Consider the following 15116-nt stretch of genomic DNA (forward strand, 5'->3'; position numbering starts at 1 on the left):
AGGCAGAGTTCCAGACGAAGATGAGGCAAGAGTGACAATGGCGGTATTGGTCTCAGGCGGCGCCGGCTACATCGGCAGTCATATGGTGCTGGAATTGCTCGATCGCGGCGAAAAGGTCGTGGTTCTCGACAATCTCTCGACCGGTTTCTGGTGGGCCGTTCCGCCCGAAGCGACCTTCATTCAAGGGGATGTCGGCGATCAGGAGCTGGTCGAGAAGCTGATCGCCGAGCATGGCGTAACGGCGCTGGCGCATTTCGCGGCGCGAATCGTTGTTCCTGAATCGGTGAGTGATCCGCTTGGTTATTATTTCAATAATACTGTCAAAACCCGAGCATTGATTGAAAGCGCCGTGCGCGGCGGCGTCAAGCACGTGATCTTCTCCTCGACGGCGGCGGTCTATGGCGAGCCCGCCGTCTCGCCCGTGCCCGAGGAGATCGCGCTCAACCCGATCAACCCCTATGGCCGCTCCAAGCTGATGAGCGAATGGATGCTGCAGGACGCCGCGAAGGCCCATGGCTTCTCCTACATCGCCCTGCGCTATTTCAACGTCGCCGGCGCCGACCCGAAGGGGCGTTCCGGCCAGTCCTCGCCCAACGCCACCCATCTGATCAAGGTCGCGAGCCAGGCCGCGCTCGGCCAGCGCGACGGGCTCACCATCTTCGGCACGGATTACGCGACGCCCGACGGCACCTGCGTGCGCGACTACATCCATGTCACCGATCTCGCCCGCGCCCATCTCGCCGCGCTCGACCATCTGCGCGACGGCGGCACGAGCCTGACGCTGAACTGCGGCTATGGCCGCGGCTATTCGGTGAAGGAGGTCACCGAGGTGGTGAAGAAGGTCTCCGGCATCGACTTCCCGGTGACGCTCGCCGCGCGCCGGCCCGGTGACCCGGCCTCGCTCATCGCCCGCGCCGACCGCATCCAGGCCGAACTCGGCTGGCGGCCGCAGCATGACGATCTGGAGGAGATCGTCGGCCAGGCCCTCGCCTGGGAGGAGAAGCTCAGGATGAAGAACGCCTCGGCCTGAACTTCACATCACGCCGTCTTCCGAAAACCCACCGTCATTGCGGACAAGCCGCGTCAGCGGCGCCGATCCGGAATCCATCGAGAAGCACCGCGCTCTGTGATGGATTCCGGGCCTTCGCCCGGAATGACGGTGCGTGTCCGGGAAGGCAGCACGCATCCGACCTCAGGCCGCCGCCGTTTCCCCGACAGGCTGGCCGACCGCCACGACGGTCAGGCGCTTCACATCGCCGGAGCGCGTCGTCCAGTCGATCGAGCGGCCGGAAGCCATGCCGATCAGCGCGACGCCGATCGGCGTCATCACCGAGATCCGGTTCTTCTCGATATCCGCATGCTCAGGCCAGACCAGCGTGACCTTGGTCTCCCGCCCGGTGCTCTCGTCGCGATAGGTGACTTCGCTGCCGATATGCACATGCTCGGCCGAGACCCGGCCTTCCGGCAGGATGCGGGCGCGGTCGAGCTCATGCGTCAGCTCGGCGGCGAGTTCCGGCATGGTGTTGGCGGCCCCCGCCGCGATGCGGCTGAGCATCGCATGGTCGGCGGCGGTCACGGTGATGGCAGGGCGCGCGGGCGCCTTCCTGGTCTTGTCGGTCATGTCTGTCTCTCGGAGAAATCAGCGCAGGCGGCCAGGCGCGAAACAGGCCCGGACGAACGCCGTCGCTGGAAGATGGGGATCAAGTGGAGGCGCCCCCGGACCGGAGGCGCCAAGCGCGACAGGCCCGGGGCTATAAGCCCGCGATGACGTTACCCGACCGATGCCGGCCGCGAGCGAAGGAAAAGGCGCTGTGCATCCGATCAGGGTCGGACAATCGCCGCGGCTTGTCAAATTGCGCGCAATTTGCCGCAGTATTCCCCGATTTAACGCTTGGTTAATCTTGTTCGGGCGCTCTGGAGGTGTTTTCATCCCTCAGCCGTCGGGAGCCCCCATGCGCCTGTCCGTCCTCGCTGCTTCGGCCTTGCTGAGCCTGGCGCCGGCGCTCGCGCAGACCACGGGCTCGATCAACGTGTCGCGCGCGCCGGCCGGCAGCGCGCAGGCAAGCCCCGCCAGCGCCTCCTTCGACATCTTCCTGCAACGGCTCTGGCCACAGGCGCAGGCGCGCGGCATCTCGCGCACGACCTTCGATCTCGCCTTCCGCGGCGTGACGCCCGACGCCTCGATTGTCGCGCTGACCAAGAAGCAGTCCGAGTTCAGCGCGCCGATCTGGAGCTATCTCAACAACGCCGTCGGCGGCGGCCGCGTCCAGCGCGGCCAGGCGGTGGCGGCGGAGAACGCGGCCGTGCTGGCCCAGGTCGAGGCCCGCTACGGCGTGCCGAAGGAGGTCGTGCTCGGCGTCTGGGGCATGGAAACCAATTTCGGCTCCTTCAAGGGCAGCAAGGACGTCATCCGCTCGCTGGCGACGCTCGCCGCGATCCGCTACCGCGGCGACTTCTTCCGCGACGAATTGCTGACCGCGCTCGAGCTGATCCAGAAGGGCTATGTCGAGCGCGACGAATTGCGCGGCTCCTGGGCCGGCGCCATGGGCCACACCCAGTTCATGCCGTCGAGCTACATGAAATACGCCGTCGACTGGACCGGCAACGGCCATGCCGACATCTGGAACTCGTCCAGCGACGCCATCGCCTCCACCGCCAACTACCTGAAGAGCTATGGCTGGGTCCCCGGCCTGCCCTGGGGCATGGAGGTTTCGCTGCCGGACGGCTTCGACCATCGCCTGGACAAGGCGAGTTTCGCCGCCTTCCGCTCCGCCGGCGTGCGCCGGGCCGATGGCCGCGCCCTGCCCTCCTCCGGCGAGGGCCGCCTGTTCTACCCCGCCGGCCATACCGGCCCGGTGCTGCTGCTGACCGCGAATTTCGACGTCATCAAGAAATACAATTCCTCCGACGCCTATGCGCTGGCCGTCGGCCATCTCGGCGACCGCATCATGGGCCGGGCGGCGATCCAGGCCGATTGGCCGCTCAAGGCCGCCCGCCTCGACATGGCCGGCACCAAGGACGTGCAGCGCCGCCTGAAGGCGCTGGGACTCTACGACCACGACGCGGACGGGCGCATCGGCACCGGCACGCGCGAGGCGGTGCGGCGCTACCAGATCAGCGTCGGCGAGATCGCGGACGGCTATCCGACGCCGGCCCTGCTCACCCGGATGCGCGGCTCCCGCTGACTTTTGGCCCATCCGGCCCTATATTGAACCTGTCCCGAGCCGCTGGATCGGATGGCTGATGCGCCTGCGCTCGCTCGTCATGGTTCTCTGCTCCGCCTGCCTGCTCCTCCTGACCGGCGGCCCCGTTTCGCTTGCCCAGCAGCCGCCGCAACAGCAGCGCAGCCTGTTCCAGCTCTTCTGGCAATTGCCCGCCAGACCGGCCGTGCAGCCGCAGCAGCCGCGCCTGCGCCCCAGCCCGGCCCCGGTCGTTCGGCGCAGCAGGGCGGCGGCCCCCGTCGTCGTTCGCGACGATCCCGTCATCCCGAAGGTCGATGTCACCAACCACATCGTGGTGATGGGCGATTCCCTCGCCAACCTGCTCGCCGACGGCCTCGACGAGGCGCTGAACGACCGCCCCGATGTCGAGGTCACCCACCGGACGAAGCCGGATTCAGGCCTCGTCCGCACCGATTTCTACGATTGGCAGAAGGCCGTCACGGATCTGCTCGCCAGCGACCAGAAGATCACCATCGCGGTCATGATGGTCGGGCTCAACGACCGGCAGCCGATCCGCGAAGGCGACATCGTGCAGGAGCCGCTGAGCCCGCGCTGGCTGGAGCTCTATCGCGACCGCGTCGACGCGCTCGCCACCGCCTTCGCGGCCAAGCGCATCCCGCTGATCTGGGTCGGCGTCCCGCCCGTGCAGAACGCCCGCCTCTCGGCCGATCTCGTCACGCTGAACGAGCTTTACCGCGAACGGGCCGAGAAGGCCGGCGGCCAATATGTCGACCTCTGGGGCGGCTTCGTCGATTCCGAGAACCGCTATACCGCGACCGGCCCGGACGTCTCCGGCCAGCCGACGCGCCTGCGACTCGGCGACGGCGTGCACTTCACCAAGGCCGGCGCCCGCAAGGCCGCGCATTTCGTTGACCTCGTCATCCGCCGGATCATCGAGCAGGCGCCGCAGAGCAATGTGATCGCCCTGCCCGTCGCGCCCGACACCGGCGCCCCGACCGCGCCCGAGCTGCAGCCCGGCGGTGTCGAGCGCCTGATCGACCAGATGGCCGCCGGCTTGCCGGCGATCGGCTTGCCGCAGGCCCTGCAGGCCCGCCCCCTGGCCGGGCCGATTCAGCCGCTAACCGGACAGGCGGCGCCCTCGGCACAGCCGCTGCTCGCCTCGATCACGGAAGCGCGCGGTCGCGGCGATGCGGCCGACCAGCTCGAGCGCGTCTTCGGACAGGGCATCGCGCCCGAGCCCGTGCCGGGCCGCATCGACGACTATCGCTGGCCGCGGTGAGGACCGGACCGCTGCCCCGGCATGCTGCCCGGCATCAGGCCGCGCCGCGCCACTCCGTCGCGAGCAGCGCATAGAGCAGATCGTCCCGCCAGACCTCCCCCACGCGCAGATTGTCGCGCAGCAGGCCCTCGCGGCGGAACCCGAGCTTCTCGATCAGCCGGATCGAGGCGCGGTTGTCCGGATGGATGAAGGCCTGGAGGCGATGCAGACCGAGCTCCGAGAAGCAGAAATCGAGCATCGCCGTGACCGCCTCCGTCGCGATGCCCTGCCGGTGGAGAGCGGGATCGATCATGTAGCCGATGCTCGCCCGCCTGCTGCGGATATGCCCGTCGTGATAATTGACGAGCCCCAGGCAGCGATCGGTCCCGGCATCGGCAACCGCCCAGAACCGGTAATAGGACGGCGTGCAATCGACGAAGCTGCGCACGGAGCGCTCGGTTTCGATGCGCTTCGTGTAGGTCGGCTGGTTCCAGAACCGCATCGCCTCGGGGTCGGCGAAGCAGGCATGCATCGCATCCACGTCATCGGCGCGGAACTGGCGCAGGCGCAGGCGGGGCGTCGCAAGGACCGGATGCGGGATCGCTTGCTTCGGCATGCGGCGGCCTCAGGCGAAGGGCTATCCTGATGCTCGACCGCCGGGATGGCCGGCCGCGGCGCCGGAGCCCGACACTCCATCTTTGACTGGCGTTTTTGCAAAGTTCAACATGCGAGGCAGCGGAGCGCCCCCGAGGTCTCATGAGCAAACGCCTATATATGGCCGCGATGGCCGCGATGATTCTTGCCGCCGTTTCCGGCTCCGCGGTCGCCGCGCCGAAAGCCGAGATCGTCGATTTCGGGGTCACGGTGGGTCGCCGCATGATGGCGGCCCCGACGCCCGGCGGAACCGGTCTCGAACCGGCTCGCGAAATGAAGAACATCCGCTACCTCGAGCGCGCGGACCGCATCGAGGCGCGGCTATGCCGGAATTTCGGCCTCACGCTCAAGCTGAGCGACGCCATTCCCCAGATCCTGCCGCGCCAGGTCTCCGTCCGCGTCCTGCACCCCCAGTTCACCAGCCCCGATGGCAAGACCAGCACGCAGGACCGCTTCCCGAGCGCGGTGATCGAGGGCGTCACCCATATCGGCTTCACCTTCGATCACGAATGGGAAATGGAGCCGGGCAGCTGGACCTTCATCGTCTCGGCCGGCGGGCAGGAGATCGCGCGGAAGGACTTCACCGTCACCGCTTCCCCGCCCGGCGCCCCCAACTCCGATTGCGGCGTCGGCTGATCGCATATCCTGTTGCGGACACTAAGCGGTAAGTGTGCGCCGGCGGATCGTCCGCCGTCCCGGAGACACCGCCGGGATTCCGATCATCGTGGCAAGCGGGCTGTACTCGGATCGTGCCTCGCGGCGGCGCTCATCGTGATCTTCAGCCTGCCGTTCCCTGCTCCATCGCACGATCGCGGAGGATCGCGTTCTTCAGGCCAGCTTGCCGGCTGCTCGGATTACGCCACGCGGGTCCGAGGGCGGCTGGTCCCGGCATTTGGTGCTTGAGCACTCTACGATGGATTCCGGGTCAAGCCCGGAATGACGGCGTGTTTCTACCGAAAATCGGCAAGCTCCCGCAATGGAGGGCGCCCCCGTCACATCGGCAGGATGGTCTCGCCCATCAGATGCTTGTCGATGGCATGCGCCGCCTGGCGGCCCTCGCGGATCGCCCAGACGACCAGGGACTGGCCGCGGCGCATGTCGCCGGCGACGAAGACCTTGTCGACGCTGGTGGCGTAGTCGCGGTCGTTGGCGACGACATTGGCGCGCTTGTCCACGGCCGCGCCCGACTGCGCGATCATGCCCTCGATCACCGAGCCGGCGAAGCCGATGGCGAGGAAGCAGAGATCGGCCTGGAGCACGAATTCCGTGCCGGGGATGGGCTTGCGCTTCTCATCGACGCGCGCGCATTTCACACCGGTCAGCCGCCCGTTGCGGCCCTCCAGCCCGAGCGTCGCCGCCTGGAACTCGCGCTCCGCGCCCTCGGCCTGCGAGGAGGAGGTGCGGAACTTCGTCGGCCAATAGGGCCAGACCGTGAGCTTGTCCTCGATCTCCGGCGCCATCGGCCGGATGTCGAGCTGCGTCACCGAGAGCGCCCCCTGCCGGAAGGCGGTGCCGACGCAGTCCGAAGCCGTATCGCCGCCGCCGACCACGACGACATGCTTGCCCGCAGCCAGGATCGGCGCCTCGCCGGAGACGTCCTCGCCGCCGACGCGCTTGTTCTGCTGGGTGAGGTAGGGCATCGCGTAATGCACGCCGGCGAGGTTGGTGTCCGGCAGGCCGGGATCGCGCGGCGCTTCCGCCCCGCCCGTCATCAGCACCGCGTCGTGCTCGGCAAGGAGCGTCGCGAAGGGCAGCGTCACGCCGACATTGGCGTTGTAGTGGAAGGTGACGCCCTCCGCCTCCATCTGCTTCACCCGGCGGTCGATATGCTTCTTCTCCATCTTGAAGTCGGGAATGCCGTAGCGCAGCAGACCGCCGGCCTTGGCTTCGCGCTCATAGAGATGGACGTCGTGGCCGACGCGGGCGAGCTGCTGCGCGGCCGCCATGCCGGCAGGCCCCGAGCCCACGATGGCGATGCGCTTGCCGGTGCGCCTGGCCGGGATCTCGGGCGCGATCCAGCCTTCTTGCCAGCCCTTGTCGGCAATCGCCTGCTCGATCGTCTTGATCGTCACCGGCATATTCTCGAGGTTCAGCGTGCAGGCTTCCTCGCAAGGCGCGGGGCAGATGCGGCCGGTGAACTCCGGGAAGTTGTTGGTGGAGTGGAGGTTACGCAGCGCATCCTCCCAGCCGCCGGAATAGACCAGCTCGTTCCAGTCCGGGATCTGGTTGTGCACCGGGCAGCCGGTCGGGCCGTGGCAGAAGGGGATGCCGCAATCCATGCAGCGCGCCGCCTGCTTCTTGATATCGCGCTCCTCCTGCGGGAGCGTGAACTCTCGGAAGTGGCGAATGCGATCGCCGGCGAGCTGATACTTCTGCTCCTGCCGGTCGTATTCGAGAAAGCCCGTGACCTTGCCCATGCCGTTTCTCTCGCCCTGTGCCCGGGTCGCCCCGCGCGCATGCCTTAACCTGTTCCGGGTGCCGGGACCGTGACGGCCCCGGCAGGTGGCGTTTCGCTTATTCCGCGGCCTGCAAGGTGCGGGCCTGCTCCATTTCGCGTAGCGCGCGGCGGTACTCGACCGGCATCACCTTGACGAACTTGGTGCGGTAATCCGCCCAGTTGTCGAGGATCGTGCGGGCACGCTCCGAACCGGTGTAGTTCGCGTGGTTCGTCAGCATCTGCATCAGGCGCTCCTCGTCATGGCCCGACATGTTGGTCATGTCGATGCGGCCCTTATGCTCGAGGTCGCCACCGTGATGGTGCAGCCGTTCCATCAGCTCCTCTTCCTCCTCGACCGGTTCGAGATCGACCATCGAGAGGTTGCAGCGCGACTTGAAGGTGCCGTCCTCGTCCAGCACATAGGCGATGCCGCCCGACATGCCCGCGGCGAAGTTGCGCCCGGTCTGGCCGATGACGGCGACGACGCCGCCGGTCATGTATTCGCAGCCATGGTCGCCCGTGCCCTCGACCACCGCGATGGCGCCGGAGTTGCGCACCGCGAAGCGCTCGCCCGCGACGCCGCGGAAATAGGCCTCGCCCGAGATCGCGCCGTAGAGCACGGTGTTGCCGACGATAATCGAGCGTTCGGCCACGGCCCGGGTCGCGGGATCGGGCCGGACGATCAGCTTGCCGCCGGAGAGCCCCTTGCCGACATAGTCATTGGCCTGGCCGGTGAGCTCGACCGTAACGCCAGCCGCCAGGAAGGCCGCGAAGCTCTGGCCCGAGGTACCCTTCAGCTTCACCGTGATGGTGTCGTCCGGCAGGCCGGCATGGCCGTATTTCTTGGCGACGACGCCCGAGAGCATCGCGCCGGTCGAGCGGTCGACATTGCAGATGCTTTCCTCGATCACGACCGGCGTGCCGGTCTCGACCGCGCCCTGCGCCGCCTTGATCAGCTTGCGGTCGAGCACATCGTCGATCGGGTGCTTCTGCAACTCGACATGGCGGATCGCCACGCCCGGCAGGTCGACCTTGTGGAACAGCCTGCTGAAGTCGAGCCCCTTCGCCTTCCAGTGCTCGATCGCCTCGCGCTTGTCGAGCAGGTCCGAGCGGCCGACGATCTCGTCGAGGCTGGTGAAGCCCATCTCCGCCATGATCTTGCGGACATCCTCGGCGACGAAGAAGAAGTAGTTCACCACATGCTCGGGCAGGCCCTTGAAGCGCTTGCGCAGCACCGGGTCCTGCGTCGCGACGCCGACCGGGCAGGTGTTGAGGTGGCACTTGCGCATCATGATGCAGCCCGCCGCGATCAGCGGCGCGGTCGAGAAGCCGAACTCGTCGGCCCCGAGCAGAGCGCCGATCACCACGTCGCGGCCGGTGCGCAGGCCGCCATCGACCTGCAGCGCGATGCGCCCGCGCAGATGGTTCAGCACCAGGGTCTGCTGCGTCTCGGCGAGGCCGATCTCCCAGGGCGAACCGGCATGCTTCAGCGAGGTCAGCGGGCTCGCGCCGGTGCCGCCCTCGAAGCCGGAGATGGTGATGTGGTCGGCGCGCGACTTGGCGACGCCGGCCGCCACCGTGCCGACGCCGATCTCGGAGACGAGCTTGACCGAGACATCGGCCGCCGGGTTGACGTTCTTCAGGTCGAAGATCAGCTGGGCGAGATCCTCGATCGAATAGATGTCGTGATGCGGCGGCGGCGAGATCAGGCCGACGCCCGGCGTCGAATGCCGGGTCCGGGCGATCTTGGCGTCGACCTTGTGGCCGGGAAGCTGCCCCCCCTCGCCAGGCTTGGCACCCTGCGCCACCTTGATCTGCATCACGTCCGCATTGACGAGATACTCGGCCGTGACGCCGAAGCGGCCCGACGCAATCTGCTTGATCGCCGAGCGCTTCGAGCGCCCGTCCGGCATCGGCTTGAACCGGATCGCTTCCTCGCCGCCCTCGCCGGTGTTCGACTTGCCGCCGATCTGGTTCATCGCGAGCGCCATCGTCTCATGCGCCTCGCGCGAGATCGAGCCGAAGGACATCGCGCCGGTGGCAAAACGCTTCACGATCTCGGACGCAGGCTCGACGCTCTCCAGCGGCACGGGCGCCCGGCCCTCATCGGCCGCCATCTTGAGCTTGAACAGGCCGCGGATGGTGCTGAGCCGTTGCTCGTCGTCATTCACCTGCCGGGCGAACTCCTCGTAGCGGTCCTGCGCGTTGAGACGCACGGCGTGCTGGAGCGAGGCGACGACATCCGGCTTCCAGACATGGTCCTCGCCGCGGACGCGGTACATGTACTCGCCGCCGATATCGAGGCTGTCACGGTAGAGCGGCGAGTCGCCGAAGGCGTCGCGGTGACGGCGCAGGCTCTCCTCGGCGATCTCGTCGAGGCCGACGCCCTCGATCGCCGTGCCCGTGCCGAAGAAGAACTTGTCGACGAAGGCGCTCTTCAGGCCGACGGCGTCGAAGATCTGCGCGCCGCAATAGGACTGATAGGTCGAGATGCCCATCTTGGACATCACCTTCAGCACGCCCTTGCCGACCGACTTGATGTAGCGCTTCACCACCTCGTCGGCATCGACCTCCTCGGGGAAGGCGCCCTGCGCATGCTGGTCGAGCAGGGTGTCGAAGGCGAGATAGGGGTTGATCGCCTCGGCGCCATAGCCGGCGAGGCAGCAGAAATGATGGATCTCGCGCGGCTCGCCGGATTCGACGACGAGGCCGACCGAGGTGCGCAGGCCCTTGCGGATCAGGTGATGATGCACCGCCGCCGTCGCCAGGAGCGCCGGGATCGGGATGCGGTCGGCGCCGACCTGCCGGTCGGACAGGATGATGATGTTGTAGCCGCCATGGACCGCCGCCTCGGCGCGCTCGCAGAGCCGCTCCAGCGCGCCATCCATGCCGGCCGCGCCCTCGCGCGCCGGATAGGTGAAGTCGATGGTCTTGGTGTCGAAGCGATCCTCGTAATGACCGATGCAGCGGATCTTCTCGAGATCGTCATTGGTCAGGATCGGGGTGCGCACTTCCAGGCGCTTGCGGCGCGAGGTGCCTTCCAGATCGAGGATGTTCGGCCGCGGCCCGATGAAGGAGAGCAGGCTCATCACCAGCTCCTCGCGGATCGGATCGATCGGCGGGTTCGTGACCTGCGCGAAGTTCTGCTTGAAATAGGTGTAGAGCAGCTTCGACTTGAACGAGAGCGCCGAGATCGGCGTGTCCGTGCCCATAGAGCCGACCGCTTCCTGCCCGGTCACCGCCATCGGCGCCATCAGCAGGCGGACATCCTCGGTGGTGTAGCCGAAGGCCTGCTGGCGATCGAGCAGCGGCACGTCGGTGCGCGAGGCCCGCGCCTCGACCGGCGGCAGATCCTCCAGCACGATCTGGGTGCGCTTCAGCCAGTCCTTGTAGGGGTTGGCGAGGCAAAGGCTCGTCTTGATCTCGTCATCGCCGATGATGCGGCCCTGCTCGAGGTCGATCAGCAGCATCTTGCCGGGCTGGAGGCGCCACTTCTCGACGATCTTCTCCTCCGGGATCGGCAGCACGCCGAACTCGGAAGCCAGCACCACGAGCCCGTCATCGGTGACGAGATAGCGCGCGGGGCGCAGGCCGTTGCGGTCGAGCGTCGCGCCGATCTGGCGCCCGTCGGTGAAGGCGATCGCGGCTGGCCCGTCCCAGGGCTCCATCAGCGCGGCGTGATACTCGTAGAAGGCGCGCCGCTCCTCATCCATCAGCGGGTTGCCGTTCCACGCCTCCGGCACGAGCATCATCATGGCGTGGGTGAGCGAATAGCCGCCCTGCACCAGGAATTCGAGCGCGTTGTCGAAGCAGGCGGTGTCCGACTGGCCCTCATAGGAGATCGGCCAGAGCTTCGAGATATCCGAGCCGAACAGGTCGGAATCGACGCTCGCCTGCCGCGCCGCCATCCAGTTGACGTTGCCGCGCAGCGTGTTGATCTCGCCGTTATGCGCCACCATCCGGTAGGGGTGCGCGAGGCGCCAGGACGGGAAGGTGTTGGTCGCGAAGCGCTGATGCACCAGGGCGAGCGCGCTGTCGAAGCGCTCATCCTGCAGATCCTTGAAGTAGGAGCCGAGCTGGTTCACCAGCACCATGCCCTTGTAGACGATGGTGCGGCAGGACATCGAGACGGGGTAGTACTCCGCCGTCTTGCGCTCCTGATGCCGGTAGACCTTGTTCGAGACGGACTTTCTGAGGACATAGATCTGCCGCTCGAACTCGTCCTCGTCCGTGATGTCGTCCGGGCGGCCGACGAAGAGCTGGCGATGCACCGGCTCGGTCTCCAGTACCGCCTTGCCGAGATCGGCATTGTCGACCGGCACATCGCGCCAGCCGAGGAAATTCAGGCCCTCCTCCTCGACGGCCTGGGAGATGATCTCCTCGCAGAGCGCGCGGATCGCCGGATCGCGCGGCATGAAGAACTGACCGATGGCGTAGAAGCCGGGCTCGGGCAGATCGATGCCGAGCTTCGCGGTCTCTTCCTTGAAGAAGCGATGCGGGATCTGGGTAAGGATGCCGCAGCCGTCACCGAGCTTCGGATCGGCGCCGACAGCGCCGCGATGGTCGAGATTGTGCAGGATCTGCAGGCCCTGCTGCACGATGGCGTGGCTCTTGCGGTTCTTCATGTCGGCGATGAAGCCGACGCCGCAGGAATCTTTCTCATTGGCCGGGTTGTAGAGGCCCTGATGCGTCGGCAGCGCCGGGTCGCGCACGGCCGGGAAGCGCCCGATATCCTCGTTCGATTGGCTGGTCGCGCTCATCGTCAAACCCCGCTCGCCGGAACCCACCGGCGCGATGCCGGCAGGCAGGCGTATCAAGCCCACACCATCCCTTTCCGCGCCGGTCTTTCCGAGCCGGCCGGAAGCCGGCAGCAAGGAAAGGGCCAGAACGGATCGGCCTTGTCTTTTGTCAGAGGCTTGCTTGCGCTTTGTTTCCACCGCGCCCGCGTCCTCCGCAGGCGCTTCGGGCGGCTATCGCCCGGTCGCGCCTGTCTTAGGCCGTCGTTTTACGGACGGCGCGCGTACGGTCGGCTTTGGCATTAGCAGCCCGGCCCCTCGTCATGCTCGCCTCCGTTGCGACGGCGCGACCTCAGCCTGGGACGGCTTTTGGTCGGCGCGATGAAAAATGGGACAGCAACACTGTCCTATCGAGACGAATTTGCCAGAATTCCAATCTGCGCACAAGCACCGATTTGAGGCAGAAACGAAATTTTATTGCGATACCCGATTCCCACGAGACATTTCCGGTATGAAAGCCCGACTCCGGCGATACGCTTCTTGTTCTGAGCCTGTCCCGACCGGCACGGCGTGCAAGCCCCCTCCCCGCCTTCGTCGCTTGGCAGAAGCTGGGTCGCCCCATAACCCTTTCCTCCATGAACTTCATCAGCGACAACACCGCCGGCGCCAGCCCCCGCGTCATGGCCGCCCTCGCCGCCGCCAATGGCGGCCCCGCAGCGGGGTATGGCGCGGATGACTGGACGAAGCGCGTCGAGGAGCGCCTCTCAGCGCTGTTCGAGCGGGAGGTCGCCGCCTTCCTGGTCACCACGGGTACCGCGGCCAATGCCCTGGCGCTCGCCAGCGTGGTCAGGCCCTGGGGGGCCGTCATCACCCATGAGGAAAGCCACATCGTCGAGGACGAATGCGGCGCGCCGGAATTCTTCAGCGACGGCGCCAAGCTGGTCGATCTCCCCGGCATCGGCGGGAAGCTGACGCCAGAGGCGGTGACGCGGGCTCTGGGCAACCTGAACGAGGGCAGCTTCCACAATGTCCAGGCCCAGGCCCTCTCCGTCACCCAGGCGACGGAATGCGGCACGATCTACACCCCGGCCGAAATCCGCACGCTGAAAGAAGCCGTCACGGCCCGCAATCTGACGGTCCATATGGACGGAGCGCGCTTCGCCAATGCGCTGGTCACGCTGGGCTGCACGCCGGCCGAGATCACCTGGAAGGCCGGTGTCGACGTGCTCTCCTTCGGCGGCACCAAGAACGGCGCCTGGGCGGTCGAGGCAGTGGTCTTCTTCGACCCCGGCCGCGCGGAGGAGATGAAATGGCGCCGCAAGCGCGCCGGCCAGACCCTGTCGAAGGGCCGCTTCCTCGGCGCGCAGTTCGAGGCCCTGCTGGCCGACGACCATTGGCTCGATCTCGCCCGCCACGCCAATGCGCAGGCGAAGCGTCTTGCGGATGCGGTCGGCAACGGTGGCGAGGCGCGCCTCGCTTGGCCCTGCCAGGCCAACGAGGTTTTCCTGATCCTGCCTCCCGCCACGCAGGAACGGCTGACCGCGGCTGAGGTGCGCTACCATTCCTGGCCCGGCCGCTCGCTCGCCCCCGACAATGCCTTGCAGGACGGTGAGATCGTCGGCCGCTTCGTCATGTCCTTTGCGACCGATCCCGGCGAGGTCGGCCGGCTGATCGCGGCGATCTCCGACTGACACAGGGATTTTTCGGCCCGGTCCGGCCCCATGCCTGCCGCAATCGCTAAGGAAGACTGAAAGGCGCGACACCTCGTTAAGGAAGATGGCATGGCACAACGTTCGACCGCGTCGAGGCACATCGGCCTGATGGGTCTGGCCGTGGCCGGTGCACTCGCCGGCTCGGCGGGAGGCGCCGCCGCCCAGTTTTATTATTACGAAGAGCCGGCGCCCTATCCGCCAGCCTATGTCTATGGCTACGGATATGGCTACCGTTCCGCGCCCCGCATCGCCGAGCCGGTGACGGCCTACGACATCCGCCGCATCGCCGCCGAGAATTACGGCTTCGTCCGGATCGACCGCCTCTATCGGAGCGAGGACGCCTATGTCGTCGACGGCATGCGGGCGAACGGCCAGCGGCAGCGGCTGATCCTCGATGCCTTCGCCGGCAACCTGATCCGCCGCGTGCCGCTGCGCAACGGCCAGGCCGACCTGGGGCCGAATATCGCCCGCGTCGACCCACGCGAGGAGCGCGAGCCGCCGCGACCGCGACTCGTGCCGAAGCCGCCGCAGCGCCCGGCCGAATTGAGGCCCCCGGCCGAGGCGAGCGCCCCCGCGACCATCGTTCCACCCGCGCCGGCCGCCCCGCCCGCGCCGGAGCAGGCGCCGACCCCACCCGCACCGCAGCCCCCGGTCGAGGCCAGCGCGCCGGCGACGCAGACGCCGCCCCCGGCCGCCGCCCCCGCCGAGCCTTCGCCCGGCCCGGTCAACCCGGACAACGGCACCGAAAAACCCAAGCTGGTGAATCCGCAGGATGTGCGCGGCACCGACACGGCCGAACGCCAGCCGCCGCTCTCAGCGCCACCGCCGGCCTCCGCCGAGGCCGCCGTACCGCTGGCTCCGGTGCAGGGGCAGGATACCGGCACGGCCAACCCCAAGCCTGAAACGCCGATCGCGCCGGTCACGCCGCTGCAGTGACTTTTGGGGGCTCACGAAGTCCCCAGCCGGTCAACGGGACACCGGCTCCACCCTCGTCATGCTCGCGCTTGTGGCGAGCACCCATGTCTTGGACACCGCCCTCGATCAGGGAAGACGGGGATGGCCGGCACAAGGCCGACCATGACGGCTGTGTTTCCGCAGCCAAACGAAAAGGGCCCCCGTCACCGGGAGCCCTCGCTC

General features: G+C 67.4%; 10 protein-coding genes. 6 read left to right on the plus strand and 4 right to left on the minus strand.

Going from position 1 to position 15116, the window contains the following annotated elements; all coding sequences use genetic code 11:
* The first annotated feature begins 37 nt into the window (after positions 1 to 37).
* Entirely contained in the window at positions 38 to 1030 is a 993-nt protein-coding gene (galE, locus tag AB6806_RS10260; protein WP_113254908.1) for a UDP-glucose 4-epimerase GalE, read from the plus strand.
* A gap of 162 nt (positions 1031 to 1192) precedes the next feature.
* Here the strand turns inward: galE and rnk are convergent, their stop codons facing one another.
* Positions 1193 to 1621: a nucleoside diphosphate kinase regulator gene (gene rnk / locus AB6806_RS10265; RefSeq protein ID WP_142022024.1), complete on the minus strand. Its 429-nt coding sequence runs from the start codon at positions 1619 to 1621 to the stop codon at positions 1193 to 1195.
* Positions 1622 to 1952: 331 nt separating this feature from the next.
* Between rnk and AB6806_RS10270 the strand changes: the two genes are divergently transcribed.
* Positions 1953 to 3185: a lytic murein transglycosylase gene (locus tag AB6806_RS10270; RefSeq protein ID WP_081925441.1), complete on the plus strand. Its 1233-nt coding sequence runs from the start codon at positions 1953 to 1955 to the stop codon at positions 3183 to 3185.
* 58 nt (positions 3186 to 3243) lie between these two features.
* On the plus strand, positions 3244 to 4461 hold the full coding sequence (locus AB6806_RS10275; protein WP_113254911.1) for an SGNH/GDSL hydrolase family protein: 1218 nt from the start codon (positions 3244 to 3246) through the stop codon (positions 4459 to 4461).
* Positions 4462 to 4495: 34 nt separating this feature from the next.
* On the opposite strand, the gene AB6806_RS10280 is transcribed toward AB6806_RS10275, so the two are convergent.
* A complete protein-coding gene (locus AB6806_RS10280) occupies positions 4496 to 5056 on the minus strand; it encodes a GNAT family N-acetyltransferase (protein WP_142022025.1) in 561 nt (186 codons plus the stop codon).
* A 140-nt stretch (positions 5057 to 5196) separates the two neighbouring features.
* On the opposite strand from AB6806_RS10280, the gene AB6806_RS10285 reads away from it, so the two are divergent.
* Positions 5197 to 5730 carry a DUF3859 domain-containing protein gene (locus AB6806_RS10285; RefSeq protein WP_142022026.1) on the plus strand — a complete coding sequence of 178 codons (534 nt, stop codon included), beginning with the start codon at positions 5197 to 5199 and terminating at the stop codon, positions 5728 to 5730.
* Between the two features lie 356 nt (positions 5731 to 6086).
* On the opposite strand, the gene AB6806_RS10290 is transcribed toward AB6806_RS10285, so the two are convergent.
* Entirely contained in the window at positions 6087 to 7511 is a 1425-nt protein-coding gene (locus AB6806_RS10290; protein WP_142022027.1) for a glutamate synthase subunit beta, read from the minus strand.
* A gap of 97 nt (positions 7512 to 7608) precedes the next feature.
* Positions 7609 to 12291, minus strand: a complete 4683-nt coding sequence (gltB, locus tag AB6806_RS10295; protein ID WP_113254916.1) for a glutamate synthase large subunit — start codon at positions 12289 to 12291, stop codon at positions 7609 to 7611.
* A 611-nt stretch (positions 12292 to 12902) separates the two neighbouring features.
* Between gltB and AB6806_RS10300 the strand changes: the two genes are divergently transcribed.
* Together AB6806_RS10300 and AB6806_RS10305 are read left to right on the plus strand one after the other, a co-directional pair.
* Positions 12903 to 13958: a threonine aldolase family protein gene (locus AB6806_RS10300; RefSeq protein ID WP_370954552.1), complete on the plus strand. Its 1056-nt coding sequence runs from the start codon at positions 12903 to 12905 to the stop codon at positions 13956 to 13958.
* A 90-nt stretch (positions 13959 to 14048) separates the two neighbouring features.
* A complete protein-coding gene (locus AB6806_RS10305; RefSeq protein WP_260368465.1) occupies positions 14049 to 14915 on the plus strand; it encodes a hypothetical protein in 867 nt (288 codons plus the stop codon).
* Positions 14916 to 15116 lie beyond the last annotated feature (201 nt).

The sequence above is a fragment of the Allobosea sp. RCC_152_1 genome (genome assembly GCF_041360765.1).
GTDB lineage: Bacteria > Pseudomonadota > Alphaproteobacteria > Rhizobiales > Beijerinckiaceae > Allobosea > Allobosea spartocytisi.

Coding starts and splice junctions, on each gene's coding strand:
- rnk (WP_142022024.1), bottom strand. CDS start 1,621: ATGACCGACAAGACCAGGAAGGCGCCCGCGCGCCCTGCCATCACCGTG.
- AB6806_RS10285 (WP_142022026.1), top strand. CDS start 5,197: ATGAGCAAACGCCTATATATGGCCGCGATGGCCGCGATGATTCTTGCC.
- gltB (WP_113254916.1), bottom strand. CDS start 12,291: ATGAGCGCGACCAGCCAATCGAACGAGGATATCGGGCGCTTCCCGGCC.
- AB6806_RS10270 (WP_081925441.1), top strand. CDS start 1,953: ATGCGCCTGTCCGTCCTCGCTGCTTCGGCCTTGCTGAGCCTGGCGCCG.
- AB6806_RS10275 (WP_113254911.1), top strand. CDS start 3,244: ATGCGCCTGCGCTCGCTCGTCATGGTTCTCTGCTCCGCCTGCCTGCTC.
- AB6806_RS10280 (WP_142022025.1), bottom strand. CDS start 5,056: ATGCCGAAGCAAGCGATCCCGCATCCGGTCCTTGCGACGCCCCGCCTG.
- galE (WP_113254908.1), top strand. CDS start 38: ATGGCGGTATTGGTCTCAGGCGGCGCCGGCTACATCGGCAGTCATATG.
- AB6806_RS10300 (WP_370954552.1), top strand. CDS start 12,903: ATGAACTTCATCAGCGACAACACCGCCGGCGCCAGCCCCCGCGTCATG.
- AB6806_RS10290 (WP_142022027.1), bottom strand. CDS start 7,511: ATGGGCAAGGTCACGGGCTTTCTCGAATACGACCGGCAGGAGCAGAAG.
- AB6806_RS10305 (WP_260368465.1), top strand. CDS start 14,049: ATGGCACAACGTTCGACCGCGTCGAGGCACATCGGCCTGATGGGTCTG.